16 protein-coding genes are annotated in these 18,368 nt (G+C 60.8%); 5 read left to right on the forward strand and 11 right to left on the reverse strand.

Features of this window, described 5'->3' with window-relative positions; genetic code table 11:
* Positions 1-15: 15 nt before the first annotated feature.
* Both AA309_RS10710 and AA309_RS10715 read right to left on the reverse strand, forming a co-directional pair.
* Positions 16-663, reverse strand: a complete 648-nt coding sequence (locus tag AA309_RS10710; RefSeq protein ID WP_052954624.1) for an outer membrane protein — start codon at positions 661-663, stop codon at positions 16-18.
* Positions 664-973: 310 nt separating this feature from the next.
* Positions 974-1,672, reverse strand: coding sequence for an alpha/beta fold hydrolase (locus tag AA309_RS10715; RefSeq protein ID WP_047189013.1), 699 nt, complete (start codon positions 1,670-1,672; stop codon positions 974-976).
* A 179-nt stretch (positions 1,673-1,851) separates the two neighbouring features.
* On the opposite strand from AA309_RS10715, the gene AA309_RS10720 reads away from it, so the two are divergent.
* Positions 1,852-3,300, forward strand: coding sequence for a DEAD/DEAH box helicase (locus AA309_RS10720; RefSeq protein ID WP_047189014.1), 1,449 nt, complete (start codon positions 1,852-1,854; stop codon positions 3,298-3,300).
* A gap of 168 nt (positions 3,301-3,468) precedes the next feature.
* Here the strand turns inward: AA309_RS10720 and AA309_RS10725 are convergent, their stop codons facing one another.
* Together AA309_RS10725 and AA309_RS10730 are read right to left on the reverse strand one after the other, a co-directional pair.
* A complete protein-coding gene (locus AA309_RS10725; protein WP_047189015.1) occupies positions 3,469-3,825 on the reverse strand; it encodes a TfoX/Sxy family protein in 357 nt (118 codons plus the stop codon).
* Between the two features lie 5 nt (positions 3,826-3,830).
* Positions 3,831-4,211, reverse strand: coding sequence for a HesB/IscA family protein (locus tag AA309_RS10730; protein WP_047189016.1), 381 nt, complete (start codon positions 4,209-4,211; stop codon positions 3,831-3,833).
* A gap of 174 nt (positions 4,212-4,385) precedes the next feature.
* Here AA309_RS10730 and ybaL point away from each other — a divergent pair, with 174 nt between their 5' ends.
* Both ybaL and AA309_RS10740 read left to right on the forward strand, forming a co-directional pair.
* A complete protein-coding gene (gene ybaL / locus AA309_RS10735) occupies positions 4,386-6,251 on the forward strand; it encodes a YbaL family putative K(+) efflux transporter (protein ID WP_047189017.1) in 1,866 nt (621 codons plus the stop codon).
* 169 nt (positions 6,252-6,420) lie between these two features.
* Positions 6,421-7,185 carry an SDR family oxidoreductase gene (locus AA309_RS10740; protein ID WP_150117489.1) on the forward strand — a complete coding sequence of 255 codons (765 nt, stop codon included), beginning with the start codon at positions 6,421-6,423 and terminating at the stop codon, positions 7,183-7,185.
* Positions 7,186-7,272: 87 nt separating this feature from the next.
* Here AA309_RS10740 and AA309_RS10745 read toward each other — a convergent pair whose 3' ends face one another.
* The 6 genes from AA309_RS10745 to AA309_RS10770 all read right to left on the reverse strand — a co-directional run bounded on the left by AA309_RS10745 (position 7,273) and on the right by AA309_RS10770 (position 13,933).
* Positions 7,273-7,569 carry an SUF system Fe-S cluster assembly protein gene (locus AA309_RS10745; protein WP_425286867.1) on the reverse strand — a complete coding sequence of 99 codons (297 nt, stop codon included), beginning with the start codon at positions 7,567-7,569 and terminating at the stop codon, positions 7,273-7,275.
* 98 nt (positions 7,570-7,667) lie between these two features.
* On the reverse strand, positions 7,668-8,903 hold the full coding sequence (locus AA309_RS10750; RefSeq protein ID WP_047189020.1) for a cysteine desulfurase: 1,236 nt from the start codon (positions 8,901-8,903) through the stop codon (positions 7,668-7,670).
* 135 nt (positions 8,904-9,038) lie between these two features.
* On the reverse strand, positions 9,039-10,352 hold the full coding sequence (gene sufD, locus AA309_RS10755; protein WP_047189021.1) for a Fe-S cluster assembly protein SufD: 1,314 nt from the start codon (positions 10,350-10,352) through the stop codon (positions 9,039-9,041).
* Position 10,353: 1 nt separating this feature from the next.
* Positions 10,354-11,106 carry a Fe-S cluster assembly ATPase SufC gene (sufC, locus tag AA309_RS10760; protein ID WP_047189022.1) on the reverse strand — a complete coding sequence of 251 codons (753 nt, stop codon included), beginning with the start codon at positions 11,104-11,106 and terminating at the stop codon, positions 10,354-10,356.
* 114 nt (positions 11,107-11,220) lie between these two features.
* Positions 11,221-12,693, reverse strand: coding sequence for a Fe-S cluster assembly protein SufB (gene sufB / locus AA309_RS10765; RefSeq protein WP_047189023.1), 1,473 nt, complete (start codon positions 12,691-12,693; stop codon positions 11,221-11,223).
* 67 nt (positions 12,694-12,760) lie between these two features.
* Entirely contained in the window at positions 12,761-13,933 is a 1,173-nt protein-coding gene (locus tag AA309_RS10770) for a cysteine desulfurase family protein (RefSeq protein WP_047189024.1), read from the reverse strand.
* Positions 13,934-14,171: 238 nt separating this feature from the next.
* Here AA309_RS10770 and AA309_RS10775 point away from each other — a divergent pair, with 238 nt between their 5' ends.
* Positions 14,172-14,834, forward strand: coding sequence for an alpha/beta hydrolase (locus AA309_RS10775; protein ID WP_047189025.1), 663 nt, complete (start codon positions 14,172-14,174; stop codon positions 14,832-14,834).
* Positions 14,835-15,077: 243 nt separating this feature from the next.
* On the opposite strand, the gene AA309_RS10780 is transcribed toward AA309_RS10775, so the two are convergent.
* Positions 15,078-16,838: a M10 family metallopeptidase gene (locus AA309_RS10780; RefSeq protein ID WP_084731078.1), complete on the reverse strand. Its 1,761-nt coding sequence runs from the start codon at positions 16,836-16,838 to the stop codon at positions 15,078-15,080.
* Positions 16,839-17,042: 204 nt separating this feature from the next.
* On the opposite strand from AA309_RS10780, the gene tyrS reads away from it, so the two are divergent.
* Positions 17,043-18,317 (forward strand): tyrosine--tRNA ligase, encoded by a 1,275-nt coding sequence (gene tyrS, locus AA309_RS10785; RefSeq protein WP_047189026.1) that lies wholly within the window; start codon positions 17,043-17,045, stop codon positions 18,315-18,317.
* The last annotated feature ends 51 nt before the right edge of the window (positions 18,318-18,368 follow it).

The following is an 18,368-nucleotide window of genomic DNA, read 5'->3' on the forward strand; positions in this document are numbered from 1 at the left end:
CGGAAGCGACGGATCTTAGTAGGTGCCGAAGCGGTAGTTCAGACCAGCGCGCACCACACCGAAGTCGGTGTCGTTGTCGAAGTCGAAATCGAAGTCGTCATTGTCGCCGTCGAGGCTGACATACAGGCCTTCGATCTTGGCCGACAGGTTGTTGGTGAAGGCGTACTCGAGACCACCACCCACGGTCCAGCCGTTGGCATCGTCGGCAAAGGCAAAGCCGCCGGTGGCGTAGATGAGAGCCTGACCGAAGGCCACACCGGCGCGAGCACGCACCGTGCCGAACCAGTCGCTGGAGTCGAGATCACCCGTGAAGGTGTCGCCGGTGACCGGATCCACGAACGTGAAGGCGCCCTCGCGGCCGAAATCCGCAAACTGGATGTCGCCTTCGAGACCAACCACGAAGGAGCCGATCTGGTAGTTGTAGCCAACCTGGGCGCCGCCGACGAAGCCGCCGTCGTCATCGTCATCAGCGAAGTCGACGCCGTCGAGGTCGTCATCGCTCCAGCCGTAGCCGGCGTTCACACCGACATAGAAGCCGGTCCAGGTGAAGACCGGAACAGCAGCGACGACAGGAGCCGGAGCGCGGCGGGAGGGAAGGTCGGCAGCCGAAGCAGCAGCGGTGAGGCCGAGCAGAGCAACCGAAGCGAGGAGAATCTTTTTCATAGTTATATCCGTTCACAAAGAAGGCTATGGCCCCGCTTCTAACCCAGAGACCCCGAAACGTCTGTCACTTTTGCGCCACACTTTCCCAGGGAAGCTTCGCCGCGTCCTCCCGCAAGGGGAGAGTGGCCCGATTGAAGGGTTGAGATTGCGCCAACCACGATGGCAGCAAGGAATGCAGAGAGGACGCAAGGCTTTGGAACAGCGGACATTTTCCCAACGCCTCAATGGTTAACAGGACCCCCAACTGCCGTTCGCAGGCTGATAAGGAATCATTGACCATTCTTCAGGGAATGCCTCTCCCGCCGCTTGATCAGCCTTCTTCGAGCCATAGTCGTAGGGCGTGCGTGACATGCTCGGGCTGCTCAAGGGCGGACAAGTGCCCCGCTTCGGGAATCACTACGAGGGAAGCCCATTCGACCATTTCGGCCATTTCCCGGGCAATTTCAGGTGGGGTGATGGCATCGCCCTCCCCGACGAGAATCAGCGTCGGAATTTCGATTCCAGATAGCAGAGGTCGTGAATCGGCACGCGCCATAATGGCGTGTTGCTGTCTGATATAGGCCTCTGCACCGACCTGCCGCATCATGCCCGCTACCACGTCCTGCAGAGCCTTGTCGTCACGCCGATCAGGATGAACAAGGCGGGGCCACCAATTCGTGATGATGTTTTCGTAACGCCCGGACTGGGCCAAAGCGATGAGGCGCTCCCGATCCTGGCTTGCCTCCGGGGTATCGGGTCTGGCGGTTGTGTCGAGCAAGGCAAGGCGCTGAATGCGTTCAGGAGCCTGGCGCATGACCTCCATAGCCACGTATCCGCCCATGGAGAGCCCCGCGAGGGAGAACCGCTCCGGGACATTCTTCAACAGGCGGGCCGCAATCGCAGGAATCGAATCATCTTGGGCATGGTCGGCGGCGACAATGTTCCTGCTGCCGGACAGGGCCGAGATCTGCGCCTCGAACAGGCGCGCATTGCAGGCTAAACCCGGAATCAGAACGAGCGTGTCGGCCATCGCCTCTTTATCCTCGCAAGTTTGCTTGTATTGACAAGCTGATAGCTTGTCCTATGGTCCCGCCACACCTTCACTTGAGCAAGAGCCTCAGGTGAAACCAGTCTCGCGCCTGTTTGTTGCCGTAGAGCGCGGCCGGCACGTTAAGCGCACCCTGCCCCAAACGGTATAGATAGATATTCATGTCGTTCGCCGAACTCGGACTTAGCGATAAAGTTCAACAGGCTGTTGCCGCTTCCGGTTACACGGAGCCGACGCCGATCCAGGCCAAGGCAATCCCCCATGTGCTTGCCCGCAAGGACGTGCTGGGCATCGCTCAGACGGGCACCGGCAAGACGGCCGCCTTCACGCTGCCCATGCTCACCATGCTGGAGCACGGCCGCGCCCGGGCCCGCATGCCGCGCACGCTGATCCTCGAACCGACCCGCGAGCTGGCGGCCCAGGTTCAGGACAACTTCGACAAGTATGGGATCAACCACAAGCTCTCGGTGGCCCTGCTCATCGGCGGCGTGTCCTTCGGCGACCAGGATGCCAAGATCACCCGCGGCGTCGACGTGCTGATTGCCACGCCCGGCCGACTGCTCGACCATTTCGAGCGTGGCAAGCTTCTGCTGACCGGTGTCGAGCTTCTCGTCATCGACGAGGCGGACCGCATGCTCGACATGGGCTTCATCCCCGATATCGAGCGTATCGTGAAGCTCGTGCCGTTCACGCGGCAGACGCTGTTCTTCTCCGCAACCATGCCGCCGGAGATCCAGCGCCTCGCGGATGCCTTCCTGCACAACCCGGTGAAGATCGAGGTCGCCCGCGCCGCCTCGACGGCGGCGACGATCACGCAGCGCTTGGTGGCGACGGGCCGAGAGGATTGGCAGAAGCGCGAGACGCTGCGCGGCTTGATCCGCAATGCGACAGACCTGCAGAACGCTGTCGTTTTCTGCAATCGCAAGCGCGACGTGGCGGTGCTCCATCGTTCGCTCCAGAAGCATGGCTTCGGAGCTGTCGCTCTTCACGGCGACATGGACCAGCATGCCCGCATGGCGGCCCTCGACAGCTTCCGCAGCGGCGAGATGCCCATTCTGGTGGCGAGCGACGTGGCTGCCCGCGGTCTCGATATCCCGTCCGTGAGCCACGTGTTCAATTATGACGTGCCGCATCATGCGGAGGATTATGTCCACCGCATCGGCCGCACGGGCCGCGCGGGCCGCACGGGTCAGTCCTTCACCCTGGTCGGTCCGGGCGATGAGAAATCCCTGGCCGCCATCGAGAAGCTGATCAACACGTCGATCGAATGGGAAGGCCCAACGCTTGCGGAGCTTCCGGCATCCGAAAGCTCGTCATCCCGCCGCGGCGGGCGCGGTGAGGAGCGCTCCCGGGGTCGCAAAGTGAAGGTTCGCTCCGGTGACCGGCAACGCGCCCGGGCCGAGCATACGGGAGAGGAGGCATCACCTGTCCGTGCCCCCCCCGCACCTCAACAGGAGGAAACGCGCAGGGCTCGCCCCGATCGTGATCGGCCAGCCTCGAAGGGCAGCCAGGGACGTTCGCGTCGCGATGATGATGACGTGCCGGTCAAAGGCATGGGCGATCACGTGCCAGCCTTCCTGATGCGTCCGGTCACGATCAAGAAATCTTAAAGCACAGGTTCGGGGACGGGCTTTCGCGACTTGCGAGCAGGCGAAGGTTTCTTCGCCTTCTTGGCGCTAGTGCATCGTGCGGACCCGAAGGGCCGCGTCAGCGAAAAGTGGACCCGGTTTTCCGCGCCAAACGATGCGCTCCTCTAAAAAAGAAGCATCGGACCAATCCTAAAAGTGCAAGTCCACTTTTAGGCCCGATGCTTTAGCGGCTTTCGCCCGAATCGCAGATTTGAAAGCCATGCGCGCCAGCTCGGCCGCCTCATCCGGATCGTCCAAAGCGGATTCCGGCATGAGCCAATAGCTCATGATCGTGGTCCGGCCATCCTTCGTCTGGTAGCTGAAGGGCCGTGAACCAAGATCGCGCAAGCGGCCGACACTTTCGCCGTCCACCTTCAGGTAGAGCTCGCCCTCGTCTTCAAGGGCGAACATCACACCATCGCAGTAGATTCCCTGCCCGCCGAACATGCGACGGATGCTGACCGGGCCAAACGCCTGAAAGATCTCGCGGATGGCCTCGGCGTCCATGATGCTCAGCCCGCCGTGTGGAGCGCAGGCGGCGTGGCCGGCGTAATCGCAACGGATTCGCCGCAACCGCAGGCCGAAGTCTGATTCGGGTTGTTGAACACGAACTGGGACGACATCTTCGTCGTCTGGAAATCCATTTCCGTGCCGAGAAGGAACAGCACCGCTTTGGGGTCGATGAGCACGGTCACGCCCTTGTCCTCGACCACTTCGTCGAGGGGGTTGATGCTTTCTGCATATTCCATGGTGTAGGACATGCCGGCGCAGCCGCCGTTCTTCACGCCGACGCGGACGCCGACAATGGGCTTGTCCGCTTTACTGATGATGTCCTTGACGCGGTTCGCCGCCGCATCGGTCAAGGTGACGACCTTGAAGCCGGGTAGAGCCATAAGCCTTCTCTCCTGACAGCCGGGTTCAAGGCCCGGGCAGAACGAGTACAATTATTCCATAGATAAGAGATCGAAACGCAAACGTCGAGACCGGCCGGGGTTGTGGCGACGGTCTAGCTGGCCCATATCGGGAGAACCCACCCGAAAAGATAACCTGCCTGTGAAGGAGAACAGATGCCGCATCACATGCCGCTGATCTCAACCATCGTCGTCGGCCTTGTTCTGGCATTCGTTCTCGGCGCCATGGCGCAACGCATCCGCATTTCTCCCCTCGTGGGCTATCTCCTCGCGGGTGTCTTGGTCGGCCCCTTCACACCCGGCTATGTGGCGGACCAGACGCTCGCCAACCAGCTCGCCGAGATCGGCGTGATCCTGCTGATGTTCGGCGTCGGTCTTCACTTTTCCTTGAAGGATCTTCTCTCGGTCAAAGCCATCGCCGTCCCCGGCGCCGTCGTACAGATCGCCAGCGCCACGCTCCTCGGCATGGGACTCGCCTGGGCAATGGGCTGGAGCATAGGCGGCGGCCTCGTCTTCGGCTTGGCCCTCTCGGTTGCCAGCACCGTCGTGCTGCTGCGCGCCCTGCAGGAGCGCCGATTGGTCGAGACGGAACGCGGCCATATCGCGGTCGGCTGGCTGATCGTCGAGGATCTCGCGATGGTGCTGACGCTGGTGCTGTTGCCAGCCTTCGCCAATGCCACTTCCAGCGCTTCGGCCGATTTCGAAGGCATCGTGATCTCGCTCGGCCTCACCCTCGGCAAGGTCATTGCCTTCGTCGCCATCATGCTGATCGTGGGCCGCCGCGTAATCCCATGGATTCTGCATTACGTGGCCCATACAGGCTCCCGCGAACTGTTCCGCCTTTCGGTTCTCGCCATCGCCCTTGGCACGGCCTTCGGCGCAGCGGAACTGTTCGGTGTGTCCTTCGCGCTCGGCGCCTTCTTCGCGGGCATGGTGCTCAGCGAATCCGAGCTCAGCCATCAGGCCGCTTCGGAAACGCTGCCGCTTCGGGACGCCTTTGCCGTCCTGTTCTTCGTCTCGGTCGGCATGCTGTTCGATCCGATGATCCTGATCAACGAATTCGGGCCGGTGCTGGCCACCTTCCTGATCATCGTCATCGGCAAGTCGCTCGCGGCCTATGCCATCGTCCGCCTCTTCCGCCATCCGGATGCAACAGCCTTCACCATTGCAGCGAGCCTCGCCCAGATCGGCGAATTCTCCTTCATCCTGGCAGGCCTCGGCGTCGAACTGCAGCTGCTGCCGGACCAGGGACGCGATCTCATCCTGGCAGGCGCCATTCTCTCGATCCTCATGAACCCGTTCCTGTTCGCGCTTCTGGACCGGTGGTTTGCGAAGCGCGAGCCCGCAAAGGCGGAGAAAGCCGCTGCAGCGGAAGCCACAGAAGCACACCCGGAGCAGCCCTCCATCGTGCGAGAACCTTTGCCCGTAACCGCACTGACGGATCATGTCGTCCTCGTGGGCCATGGCCGGGTCGGCAAGTTCATCAGTCGGAAACTCACCGCTTCCGGAACACCTTTCCTGGTGATCGAGGCCAACAAGAGCCAGCTCGCCGATCTCGAGAGAGATGGCAATGAGACCCTCGTCGGCAATGCCGCCGACCCCGAGATTGCCGCCGCTGCCAATCTCAAGGAAGCCCGCTGCCTTCTGGTCGCTATCCCTGACGCGTTTGAAAGCGGCCAGATCGTCGAGCAGGCCCGCAGGCTCAACCCGAACCTGCCAATCATCGCGCGCGTCCATTCCGCTGCTCAGGAAGAACACGTGACAAAGTATGGCGCGACAAAGGCGGTGATGGCCGAGCAGGAAATCGCCCGCGCGATGGTCTCCGCCGTTCCCGATGCTCCTCGCCAGCCGGTCCTCTCATCCGTCGAGGAAGCGGACGAGATCATGGCTGGCCTCGCGGACGAAGCCGCGCCGGACCGGAATGGAGACGAGGCCGACCCGCATGTGATCCGGCCTGAGGCCAATGCCGACGAGGCGAGCGGCAATTCGCCTGAACAAAGGTCAGCAGGCCAGCAACCATAAAACCGGGTGCGGACAGATCGGCGTCCGGCTTGCTCCCTCAGCCGATGATGAAAAGCGACGCTGTGGTGACTTCGCCACAGAAATCGGGCGCAGGAAACGGGTGGGAGCCACAGGTGAGATCTGAAAATCCAATTCTGAGCATTGGGCTCACCTGAGGAAAGGAACATCTGTGACGACGCTCATGAACAAGACGGCCATCGTGACCGGAGCCAGTTCAGGAATCGGCTATGCAACGGCAAAACTGTTTGCACGGGAAGGCGCGAACGTCATCGTGACGGCGAGGCGATCGGAGATGCTGAACGCACTGGTCGCGGAAATCGAAGAAGCCGGCGGGCGCGCCACTGCCGTTGCCGGCGATGTCAGAGACGAGGCATTGGCCCATGCACTCGTCAAAACGGCGGCCGACCGTTTCGGCGGGCTTGACATTGCCTTCAACAATGCGGGCACGAACGGCGAAATGGGGCCGACGCAAGACATATCGCTCGCCGGTTGGAACGAGACGCTCGCAACCAACCTCACCGCCGCCTTTCTTGGCGCCAAATACCAGATTCCGGCCATGCTCGACCGTGGAGGAGGCTCTCTCATCTTCACCTCCACCTTCGTCGGCTATACGGCCGGCATGCCGGGTGTTGCAGCATACGCAGCCAGCAAGGCTGGATTGATCGGACTCACCCAGTCTTTAGCCACCGAGTTTGGACCGAAAGGCATTCGCGTCAACGCGTTGCTGCCGGGAGGCACGGATACGCCCATGGCGGAAGCATGGGTCAGCACGCCTGAGGCGAAGGCCTTCGTCGAGGGCCTGCATGCTTTGAAGCGGCGCGCCCGTCCCGAGGAGATTGCCCGGTCAGTGCTATACCTCGCCTCGGATGCGTCGAGCTTCACGACGGGCACAGCCCTTCTTGTCGATGGAGGTGTTTCCATCAACCGGACCTGATTTCCCGAACGAGGGCAGACATGAAGATGGCCGGGGCGAGCCCGGCCATAACGCGTGAGAAACCCCAAAGCGTAACGTTTTTCTGGCTCACCACATATCGAGCGCGACCCGCGCCTCGTCCGACATGCGGCTCTGGTCCCACAGTGGATCGAACACGATGGTGGCCTTGACGCTCTGAACGCCAGGAACCGATGCCACCGCATTCTCCACCCAGCCCGGCATCTCGCCGGCCACGGGGCAACCCGGAGCCGTGAGAGTCATGTCGATGGAGACGTTGCGGTCGTCGTCGATGTCGACCCGGTAGATCAGGCCGAGCTCGTAGATATCGGCCGGGATTTCGGGATCATAGACGGTTTTGAGTGCCGCGATGATGTCGTCCGTCATGCGGTCGAGCTCTTCCGGCGGGATCTTCGAGCCGGGGGACACCTGCGGCGCGTTGGGCGCATCTTGGACGGGGGTCTGATCGTTCACAGGTCTATCCTTCAGGCAAACAGGGCTTCCGCCTTCTGCAAGGCGTCCACCAGTTTATCGACTTCTTCCATGGTGTTGTAGAGGCCGAACGACGCGCGGCAGGTCGAGGTCGAGCAAAAACGGGCGAGAAGCGGCATGGCGCAATGCGTGCCGGCCCGAACGGCCACGCCCTGCCGGTCGATGATCGTGGCCACGTCATGAGCGTGGGCATTCTTCAGCTCGAAGGCGATGATCGGGCCCTTGCCCTTGGCTTCGCCGATGATGCGGATGGAGTTCATGGCCCGCAGGCGCTCATGGGCATAAGCCGAGAGGGCCTCCTCATGGGCCCGGATATTCTCCCGGCCGAGCTGCATCATGAACCGCAGGGCGGCATCGAGACCGATGGCCTCAAGGATCGCGGGCGTGCCGGCCTCGAAGCGGTGCGGCGGATCGTTGTAGGTGATCGCATCCTCGCGCACCTCGCGGATCATCTCGCCACCGCCCTGGTAAGGCGGCATCTTCTCGAGGAATTCGCGCTTGCCGTAGAGAACGCCGATGCCGGTCGGTCCATAGACCTTGTGGCCCGTGAACACATAGAAGTCGGCATCGAGATCTCGCACGTCCACGTCGAGATGCACGGCACCCTGCGCACCATCCACCAGAACCGGAACCCCGTGCCCGTGGGCGATGCGGATGATCTCCTTGATAGGCGTCGTGGTGCCCAGCACGTTGGACATGTGCGTGATCGCGACGATCTTGGTACGGGGAGAAAAGAGCTTCTCGAACTCCTCGACGAGGAAGTTGCCCTCGTCGTCCACCGGCGCCCACTTGATCACGGCGCCCTTCCGCTCGCGCAGGAAGTGCCAGGGCACGATGTTGGAATGGTGCTCCATGATGGAGAGGATGATCTCGTCCCCCTCCCCGATATTCATGCGCCCGAAAGAATCCGCCACGAGGTTGTAGGCTTCCGTGGCCGACTTGGTGAAGACGATCTCTTCAATGGAGCCAGCGTTGATGAACTCGCGCGCCGTCTCTCGCGCGCGCTCGAAGCCTTCCGTCGCCACATTGGCCATGTAGTGCAGGCCGCGATGGACGTTGGCGTAGCCCGTCTCCATGGCGTTCACCATGGCATCGATCACCGCGCGCGGCTTCTGGGCCGAGGCGGCATTGTCGAGATAGACGAGCGGCTTACCATAGACCTGCTGCGACAGGATCGGGAACTGCGCCCGGATCGCCTCGACGTCGTATGGCTTGATTTGCAAATTCATCGCCTGAGCCTTCCTCCGCCGTCATCCCTGGCCCATTCCGGGGTCCACGTCTTTGCTCCACGACAAGGTGGGAAGACGTGGATGGCCGGGACTGATCCCCGGATCAAGTCCGGGGACGGCCATGACGGATTGCGTTTACGTGCGAGCCTTCAGCCAGCTCTCGACCGTACCGACGAGAGCCTCGCGGGCGCTCTCGTTCTCAACGAACTCGATGGCCTCGCCGAGGAACGCCTGAACCAGAAGGCTCTCGGCCTCCTTCTTCGGCAGGCCGCGGGCCATGAGGTAGAACAGGAGATCCTCGTCGAGCTGACCGCAGGTGGCACCGTGGGCGCACTGCACGTCGTCGGCGAAGATTTCGAGTTCCGGCTTGTTGTTCATCGCAGCGTTCTCGCCGAGGAGAAGCGCCGCCGACATCATGCGACCGTCGGTCTTCTGGGCGTGATGCGGAACGATGATCTTGCCCTGGAAGACGCCGGTGGCCTCATCATCGACCACGGTCTTGAACAGCTCGCGGCTCTCGCAGTGGAGAGCATTATGCTCGACCACCAGCGTGGAATCGCCGTGCTGAGTACCCTTCAGCATGGTCGCGCCGTTGACTCGCAGGTTCGTGTTCTCGCCATTGAGAATGGCGTAGACCTGGTGACGAGAGGTAGCAGCGCCAGTCACCACGTTGATGCTGTTGAAGACCGCCTCGCTGCCGATCTTCAGAGCGAGCGTCGACAGAGCCAGCGTCCTGTCGCCTTCGGCATTCTGACGAACGTGCTGCACGTTCGTCCGGTCTCCGACGAGCATTTCGACCACGTCGTTCGGCTGATGGTTGGCGCCGTCCGTGCTCTCGTGGGACTCTATGAGCGTGAAGGAGGAGCCCTCTTCTACCACCACGAGCACTCGGGTCGCGGTCGCGACGGCCGAGGCAGCAGCGGTGACGAAGCGTAGGTGAACCGGCGTCTCGACAGAGCCTGCAACGCGGATCATCACCCCATCGGCCATGAAGGACGTGTTGAGCTGATAGACCGGGTTGTCGCTCGCCCATGGCACCGGGCTTAAGTGAGCCAGCCACTCGTGGCCGTCAGCCAGAGCCTCGCGCAGGGGCACGAGCTCGATGCCCTCCGGCAGATTATGGAAGTCCACGGCCTCGCGCACGAAATGGCCGTTCACGAACGGCACCTGCAGCGCGGCCACATTGCTGAAGGCCTTCGAGCCCTGGAGCGCAACCTTGGTTTCGTCAGCCGTCGGCACGCCCGCGAAGGGAGCAATCTCGCGCAGGAGAGCGCGAAGATCGGTATATTTGAACTCCTCCACGCGGCGATGCGGGAGGCCCCGGAGGTTGAACTGCTCGAAGGCCTGGGCACGCGATTCAGCGTTGCCCGGAAGCGTCGTCTTGGCGCTTTCGAAAGCCTGCGCCAGCGCGGTTTCAGCCGGCGTCTTCATGAGAGTGACGTCAGCCATCTTACGCGGCCTCTTCTTCCCGGTAATCGGCGTAGCCGTTGGCCTCGAGCTCAAGGGCCAGCTCCTTGCCGCCGGTGCGCACGATGCGGCCGCCATGCATCACGTGCACGGTATCGGGCACGATGTGGTTCAGGAGGCGCTGATAGTGCGTGATGACCAGGAACGAACGATCCGGCGAGCGCAGCGAGTTCACGCCTTCGGACACGATACGCAGCGCGTCGATATCGAGGCCGGAATCCGTCTCGTCCAGGATGCAGAAGGACGGCTGGAGCAGTGCCATCTGTAGGATCTCCATCCGCTTCTTCTCACCACCGGAGAACCCGACGTTGAGGGCGCGCTTGAGCATGTCTTTCGGCATCTCGAGCTTGGCGGCCGCCGCGTTCACCTGCTTGATGAAGTCGGGGGTCGACAGCTCATCATCGCCACGCGCCTTGCGCTGTGCGTTCAGGGCAGCCTTGAGGAAGGTCATGGTGCCGACGCCGGGGATCTCAAGCGGGTACTGGAAGGCGAGGAACACGCCGGCAGCGGCGCGCTGATCCGGCTCCATCTCCAGCAGGTTCTGGCCGTCGAGCAGGATCTCGCCGTCGAGGATTTCGTAGTCCTCCTTGCCGGCGATCACGTAGGACAGGGTCGACTTGCCCGAGCCGTTCGGGCCCATGATGGCGGCAATCTCTCCCTTGCTCACGGTGAGGTTGAGGCCGTTGAGAATGCGCTTGTCCTCAATCTGGACAACGAGGTTCTTGATTTCGAGCATCTGAGTATTCCGTTGTTTTAGGCGTGGATGGCCAGATCAAGTCCGGCCATGGCGGGCCTGGAGCGTCTCGCGTCATGCCCAGGCTGTCCCGGGCATCCACGTCTTGTTCCTGAATTAACCGACCGAGCCTTCCAGCGAGATCGAGATGAGCTTCTGGGCCTCCACCGCGAACTCCATCGGGAGCTGCTGCAGAACGTCCTTCACGAAGCCGTTCACGATGAGCGCCGTCGCCTCCTCTTCCGAGAGGCCGCGCTGCTGGCAGTAGAACATCTGATCTTCCGAGATCTTCGACGTCGTCGCCTCGTGCTCGAACACGGCGCTGGCATTCTTCGACTCGATGTAAGGCACCGTATGCGCGCCGCACTGGTTACCGATCAGCAGCGAGTCGCAGTTCGTGAAGTTGCGCGCGCCGGTCGCCTTGCGGTGGGCCGAAACCAGACCGCGATAGGTGTTGTCGGACTTGCCCGCAGCGATACCCTTCGAGATGATCCGGCTCGTGGTGTTCTTGCCGAGATGGATCATCTTGGTGCCGGAATCGACCTGCTGCATGCCGTTCGACACGGCAATCGAGTAGAACTCGCCGCGCGAATTGTCGCCACGCAGGATGCAGGACGGGTACTTCCACGTGATCGCCGAACCTGTCTCGACCTGGGTCCAGGTGATGACCGAGTTACGTCCACGACAATCGCCGCGCTTGGTCACGAAGTTGTAGATGCCGCCCCGGCCCTCCGCATCGCCCGGATACCAGTTCTGCACCGTAGAATACTTGATCTCGGCATCGTCGAGCGCAATCAGCTCGACCACGGCGGCGTGAAGCTGGTTCTCGTCGCGCTTGGGCGCTGTGCAGCCCTCGAGATAAGAGACGTAGGAGCCCTTGTCCGCGATGATGAGGGTACGTTCGAACTGGCCGGTGTTCTTCTCGTTGATGCGGAAGTACGTGGACAGCTCCATCGGGCAGCGCACGCCGGGCGGAACGTAGACGAACGAACCGTCGGTGAAGACCGCCGAGTTCAGCGTCGCGAAGAAGTTGTCCGTCACCGGCACGACCGAGCCGAGATACTGACGCACGAGGTCCGGATATTCGCGGATGGCTTCCGAAATCGGCATGAAGATCACGCCGGCCTTCTTCAGCTCTTCCTTGAAGGTCGTGGCGACCGACACGCTATCGAACACCGCGTCCACGGCCACACGGCTCTGCGGCTCGACGCCGGCCAGAATTTCCTGCTCGCGCAGCGGAATGCCGAGCTTCTCATAGGTCTTGAGAATCTCAGGATCCACCTCGTCGAGGGACTTCGGCGCCGGGTTCTTCTTCGGAGCGGCGTAGTAATAAATGTCGTTGTAATCGATCTTGTCGTACGACACGCGCGCCCAGGTCGGCTCCTTCATGGTGAGCCAACGCTTGTAGGCATCGAGACGCCACTGGAGCATCCACTCGGGCTCGGCCTTCCTGGCCGAGATGAAGCGAATCACATCCTCGGAGAGGCCTTTCGGAGCCTTCTCCATTTCGACCTCGGTTTCGAAGCCGTATTTATACTGGTCGACGTCGATCGACCGGACCTGGTCGATCGTCTCCTGCACTGCAGGCATCTGTCTCTCCCACCGCTCACGGTTTCAAGGACCGCGGGTTGACGACATGGAAATCGGGCAGGGCTTTTTAAGCCGCGCTCGCCTTCCGCTTATATAAGGTGCCGACCACCCTTTCGCACGCCTCCGCAAAGCGGATCACGTCCTCTTTCGTGGTCGCCCACCCCAAACTCACACGTAAAACACCCTCAGAAAGGGTTGGCTCCACGCCCATGGCGTCGAGCACATGCGAACGCTTGACCTTTCCGGACGAGCAGGCCGAACCGGATGACAGGGCAATGCCCGCAAGATCGAACGCGATCAATGCCGTCTCGGCCTTGAGGCCGGGTATGGCAAAGGCGAAGGTATTAGGCAACCGCTCAGCGTCGGAGCCCACAACAAGAGCGTCCGGCGCAATCCGGCGCACATGGGCCTCAGCCAAATCGCGCAAATGCCGTAGCCGCTCGGCCTCCTGCGCCAGCCCTGTCAGGGCAAGCTTGGCCGCAGCTCCGAAACCTGCAATGGCCGCCACATTCTCGGTGCCGGCCCTATAGTTCTTTTCCTGCCCGCCGCCGCGGATCAGGCGCTCGCCGATCTCGTATTGGTCGGAGGCGAGAACCAGAGCCCCGGTCCCTTTCGGCCCCCCGAGCTTGTGTGCCGAAAGCGTCAGCGCGTCGACACCCAGACGGCCAAGATCGACCGGAACCCGGCCTGCCGCCTGCACCGCATCCGTATGGACGAGCCCACCATGCTTATGAACCAGCTGGGCGATTTCGATCATCGGCTGAAGGACGCCGGTCTCGTTGTTGGCAAGCTGGACGGATACCAGAACCCGCTCGTCCCCAGCCCTCTCGAGGAGGGTCTCGAGCCAGGCGAGATCAAGGATTCCGTTCTCGTTGACGCGAACGGTTTCGACTCTGTCAGCCGGGAAACGATGACCGTTCAAAACGCAAGGATGCTCGGTGGCGCCGATGAAGAGCCTCGCCGCATCCGGCTGGCCGAGGCGGCGGAACGACGGCGTGAGCGCGAGGTTAGCGGCCTCGGTACCGCCGCTCGTAAAGATCACGTTCTTAGCCTTGGCGCCCACCAGCTTGGCAACGGAGACCCGCGCCCCCTCGATCTCGGCCCGCGCGGCGCGACCCTCTGTATGAATCGAGGAGGCGTTGCCCGGCAGCCGCATCGCGCGCACGACCGCCTCCGCTGCCTCCGGCCGCAAGGGGGATGTGGCGTTATGGTCGAGATATGTGCGCTGGCCGGTCGCCATGGCTGTCTGTCTCAAGCCTCACGAAATTCTTGCAATTGACCCTGGTTACTATGCTAAAGCACCGCAACCACATATGTCCCGTGTCTCCCCGACGGCTCGCGCCCCGGAAATTTTTGAAACACAGGAACATTTTAGAACAATTCTAAGGGTTCCTACTTAAGGGAATCTGAGACCTGAAGTCAAGGTCGCACGGGGTTTTCCCTCTCTACAAGGAGAGGTGATCAAGAGGTTCGCGTATATGCCTGAAGTCATCTTCACGGGTCCCGCCGGTCGTATCGAGGGGCGCTATCAGCCTGCCAAGGAGAAGGGTGCACCCATCGCCATCATCCTGCACCCTCACCCGCAATTCGGCGGGACGATGAACAACCAGATCGTCTACAACCTGTATTATGACTTCGTGAAGCGCGGGTTCGCGGTACTGCGCTTCAACTTCCGCGGCGTCGGCCGCAGCCAGGGCACGTTTGACCACGGCCAGGGCGAGCTCTCGGATGCCGCAGCGGCCCTCGATTGGGCCCAGGCCATGAACCCTGACGCGCGCGCCTGCTGGATCGCCGGCGTGTCCTTCGGTGCCTGGATCGGGATGCAGCTCCTCATGCGCCGCCCGGAGATCGAGGGCTTCATCTCGATTGCCGCCATGGCGAACCGCTACGATTTTTCATTCCTCGCCCCCTGCCCGTCCTCCGGCCTGTTCGTGCACGGCTCCGAAGACCGCGTGGCTCCCGTCAGGGACGTGGTCAGCGTGATCGAGAAGGTGAAGACCCAGAAGGGCGTGAAGCTCGAACACGCGGTCGTCGAGGGCGCCAACCACTTCTTCGACGGCAAGGTCGACGAGCTGATGGTGGCCGTCGACGAATATCTAGACAAGCGGCTCGGAGCAGTCGAGGCAGCCGAGCAAGCCTGATACGGACCATCCGAGGAGCTACGAAGGATTGTCTAATCCCGTGAGTCGAGTACGGGTGCCCGTTCTCTGCGACGAAGAGAGCTCGTATCGCAACGAGCTCTCTTAAGCTGCCAGCTCAAATACCTCTCTCGACTACACAGCTCAGCATAGGCCTCAAGTGTCTAACGAGTGTCTAAGCTGCATTCGGCTCTCAACGATGCAAATGTGGGATCGCGATTGTCATTGACGATCCATCTCGCATATTTAGACGAAACTGAAATTGCTCGACACCAAGCTCGATAGGTGAACATCTTTGAGCACGAGGTGTAAATAGTTGGACTTGTCAATGACAACGTCATTACCGACTTGAGTGGCGGCGGCCATGACGGCATTGAAGTCGTTTAGATAAGCTGCATCGAGGACAATATGCTCGCCTGAAGGCCCTGCCATAAAGTCCTGGATGACCGTGTCGAATGATCCGAAGACTTCGAAGGTATCGACGCCGGCTCCGCCGACCAAAGTGTCCGCCTGTCCAAGGCTCCAACTCCCGCCAGTGATAGTATCGTCGCCCGCCCCTCCATCGAGATAATCTGCTCCTCCATAACCAGTAATTCGGTCGTTTCCTCCAAGGCCGAGGATGACATTCGCGACGTCACTGCCGGCCAGCACATCACCCGCTTGCCCTCCAATAATATTCTCGAAGTTGGAGATCACATCACCTGTGGCGATATCTCCGGAAGCGGTGTTGTTATAGAGATAGATGGTGACCGAACCTGTCGCATCGCTGTAATCGACCGTATCGTCGGTGCCGGCACCCCCATTCAGCACATCGGCACCCGACCCTCCCCTCAGATGATCGGCCCCCTCGTCGCCAAACAGGCTATCGTTGCCGTCTTCGCCAACAAGTGTGTCGTCGCCTGCGTCCCCATCCAGCACATCGGCATCAGATCCTCCGTTCAACTGGTCGGCTCCCTCGCCACCATGCAGGCTATCGTTGCCGTCTTCGCCAACAAGTGTGTCGTCGCCCGCCCCACCCCAAAGAGCATTCGAGGCGGCGTTACCACGAATCTGGTCGTTCATGGATCCGCCAATAGCATTCTCGATCAGTGAACGTGGATCGTCTTGATACTGCAGCGCATTGAAAACGTTGCCGCGCGCTTTGAAGTCGTCCCCCAGATCAGCAAGCTGATCCGAATCAACAACAGACCAGCCTCCAGGATTAAGGTCGATATCGACACTCGTGTCAGAATTGCTGCAATCGTAGGTATCGAATCCACCTCCGTCCCAGATCGTCATGAAAATCGTACCGCCAAAACTGCTATTCGCCGCCTGACCGTTAACGTAGACCCCGCCGTAGTCGTCCCAGCTATAAACTGTATCGGTATTGTTCGTGTCGAAATTCGCACCGTAGAGATACTGCAAGGCGGCGATGTCATACATCATGTAGGTGCTGGAGGCGGTCGCATTAAAGAAAGCACCGTCATCACCGACATGCGTCCGATAGGTCATGACTGAAAATTCAATGGAATCGCGATCCGCCGGCAGCACGACGGAATTGCCATTATCGGCTTCATGCGCGTGCTTAAGGCCTAGAGCATGTCCAAGTTCATGGAGGATGTTGCGATGACCCCATGTCCCCACATGAGCGTATGTTATATAGTTGTTAAGCCAAACGTCCCCTCCGGGCGCGTCACCTTCCGGATAGTAGGCCATGGATCTGTCAAACCATGAAGTACGGGCGACAGCAATGTCTGCAGGCGCATTGCCAGCGAAGTAGAAATGAAGATTTGTGAATGACTCGACAGAAGTAAGGCTCATATATGAATTGATCGGATAATTACTTCCTATACTACCCTGTAAAGCGAACCGTACCGCTTGCTGAAGATGGGTTTCTATGGGCTCAAAGCCTTCGAAATAACTGTAGGAATAGGAATAATCGTTTCTCGAATCCGGAAAGCTGAAACTGATCGGATAGTTTCCCCAGGAATAGCCTGAAAGGAGAGCCTGAACATACTGACTAGGCATGATTCACCCCAAAAATCTCGAGGTATGTTTCGTTATAACATGTATTTTAAGCAAAAAATCTTAGTTTTCAAGCCTTACTTTTGGGTTCGGCTGAACGACTATGGAGATTGCTGCCGGCGCAGCAGGCACAACCAAAAAACCAGTTGCGGAGCTTAGAGGGGCTGCTAAACGAAGTCGCCGAATTCAAGTGTAAATTGAAATGCAATGAACGCGCCACGATCCGAATTCCTGAAGGTGCTCACCGAGCGAGGCTTCATTCACCAGACCTCCGACTTCGAGGGCGTGGATACAGCCGCTCTCGAGAACCGGCTGACGACCTATGTGGGCTATGACTGCACCGGCCCGTCGCTTCATGTGGGCCATCTGCTCTCGATCATGATGCTGCACTGGCTCCAGAAGACCGGGGCGGGCAAGCCGATCACGCTCATGGGCGGCGGCACGACCAGGGTTGGCGACCCTTCCGGCAAGGACGAGAGCCGCAAGCTCCTGACCGTCGAGCAGATCCAGGCCAACAAGGAGAGCATCAAGACCGTCTTCTCGCGCTTCATCAGCTTCGGCGAGGGCAAGACCGACGGCAACACCGACGCGATGATGGTCGACAATGCCGAGTGGCTGACCAAGCTCAACTACATCGAGTTCCTGCGCGATGTCGGCCGCCATTTCTCGGTCAATCGCATGCTGTCCTTCGACAGCGTGAAGCTGCGCCTTGAGCGCGAGCACGAGCTGTCGTTCCTGGAATTCAACTACATGATCCTCCAGGCCTACGACTTCGTGGAGCTCAACAAGCGCTATGGCTGCGTGCTGCAGATGGGCGGCTCGGATCAGTGGGGCAACATCGTCAACGGCATCGATCTCGGCCGCCGTCTCGGCACGCCTCAGCTCTACGCCGTCACCTGCCCTCTGCTGACCACGGCCTCCGGCGCCAAGATGGGCAAGACCGCCTCCGGCGCGGTCTGGCTCAACGCGGATATGCTCAGCCCCTACGATTACTGGCAGTTCTGGCGCAACACGGAGGATGCGGACGTTCCGCGCTTCCTCAAGCTGTTCACGATTCTGCCGATGGATGAGATCGCCAGGCTCTCGGCTCTGCAGGGCGCCGAGATCAACGAGGCGAAGAAGGTGCTGGCCACGGAATCCACTGCCCTCCTCCATGGTCGCGAGGCCGCGGAACTGGCGGCAGAGACAGCGCAGAAGACTTTCGAACAGGGCACCCTCGCAGAGAGCCTGCCCACCATCGAAGTCGCTTCCGGCATCCTGAAGGAAGGCCTCGGCGTGCTGACGGCCTTTGGCCCGGATTATGCGAAGCTCGTGCCATCATCGAGCGAGGCCCGCCGTCAGGTCAAGAGCGGCGGCCTGAAGGTGAACGACCAGACGGTTTCCGACGAGCGTGCGACGCTCAATCTTTCGGACCTCACGAGCGAAGGCGTGATCAAGCTGTCCTTCGGCAAGAAGAAGCACGTGCTTCTGCGGGCCATCTAAAAGCACCGCCCTCACCCTTCGAGACGGACCGCTCACGCAATCCTCCTCAGG

This window comes from Microvirga vignae, assembly GCF_001017175.1.
Classification (GTDB): Bacteria; Pseudomonadota; Alphaproteobacteria; order Rhizobiales; family Beijerinckiaceae; genus Microvirga; species Microvirga vignae.

What these genes read in the sequence shown, in the direction of transcription:
- AA309_RS10730 (WP_047189016.1), bottom strand. Translation starts at nt 4,211, where the DNA reads ATGGCTCTACCCGGCTTCAAGGTCGTCACCTTGACCGATGCGGCGGCG.
- AA309_RS10780 (WP_084731078.1), bottom strand. Translation starts at nt 16,838, where the DNA reads ATGCCTAGTCAGTATGTTCAGGCTCTCCTTTCAGGCTATTCCTGGGGA.
- AA309_RS10745 (WP_425286867.1), bottom strand. Translation starts at nt 7,569, where the DNA reads ATGACGGACGACATCATCGCGGCACTCAAAACCGTCTATGATCCCGAA.
- AA309_RS10775 (WP_047189025.1), top strand. Translation starts at nt 14,172, where the DNA reads ATGCCTGAAGTCATCTTCACGGGTCCCGCCGGTCGTATCGAGGGGCGC.
- ybaL (WP_047189017.1), top strand. Translation starts at nt 4,386, where the DNA reads ATGCCGCATCACATGCCGCTGATCTCAACCATCGTCGTCGGCCTTGTT.
- AA309_RS10725 (WP_047189015.1), bottom strand. Translation starts at nt 3,825, where the DNA reads ATGGACGCCGAGGCCATCCGCGAGATCTTTCAGGCGTTTGGCCCGGTC.
- AA309_RS10710 (WP_052954624.1), bottom strand. Translation starts at nt 663, where the DNA reads ATGAAAAAGATTCTCCTCGCTTCGGTTGCTCTGCTCGGCCTCACCGCT.
- sufB (WP_047189023.1), bottom strand. Translation starts at nt 12,693, where the DNA reads ATGCCTGCAGTGCAGGAGACGATCGACCAGGTCCGGTCGATCGACGTC.
- AA309_RS10750 (WP_047189020.1), bottom strand. Translation starts at nt 8,903, where the DNA reads ATGAATTTGCAAATCAAGCCATACGACGTCGAGGCGATCCGGGCGCAG.
- AA309_RS10715 (WP_047189013.1), bottom strand. Translation starts at nt 1,672, where the DNA reads ATGGCCGACACGCTCGTTCTGATTCCGGGTTTAGCCTGCAATGCGCGC.
- AA309_RS10720 (WP_047189014.1), top strand. Translation starts at nt 1,852, where the DNA reads ATGTCGTTCGCCGAACTCGGACTTAGCGATAAAGTTCAACAGGCTGTT.
- AA309_RS10770 (WP_047189024.1), bottom strand. Translation starts at nt 13,933, where the DNA reads ATGGCGACCGGCCAGCGCACATATCTCGACCATAACGCCACATCCCCC.
- tyrS (WP_047189026.1), top strand. Translation starts at nt 17,043, where the DNA reads ATGAACGCGCCACGATCCGAATTCCTGAAGGTGCTCACCGAGCGAGGC.
- sufC (WP_047189022.1), bottom strand. Translation starts at nt 11,106, where the DNA reads ATGCTCGAAATCAAGAACCTCGTTGTCCAGATTGAGGACAAGCGCATT.
- sufD (WP_047189021.1), bottom strand. Translation starts at nt 10,352, where the DNA reads ATGGCTGACGTCACTCTCATGAAGACGCCGGCTGAAACCGCGCTGGCG.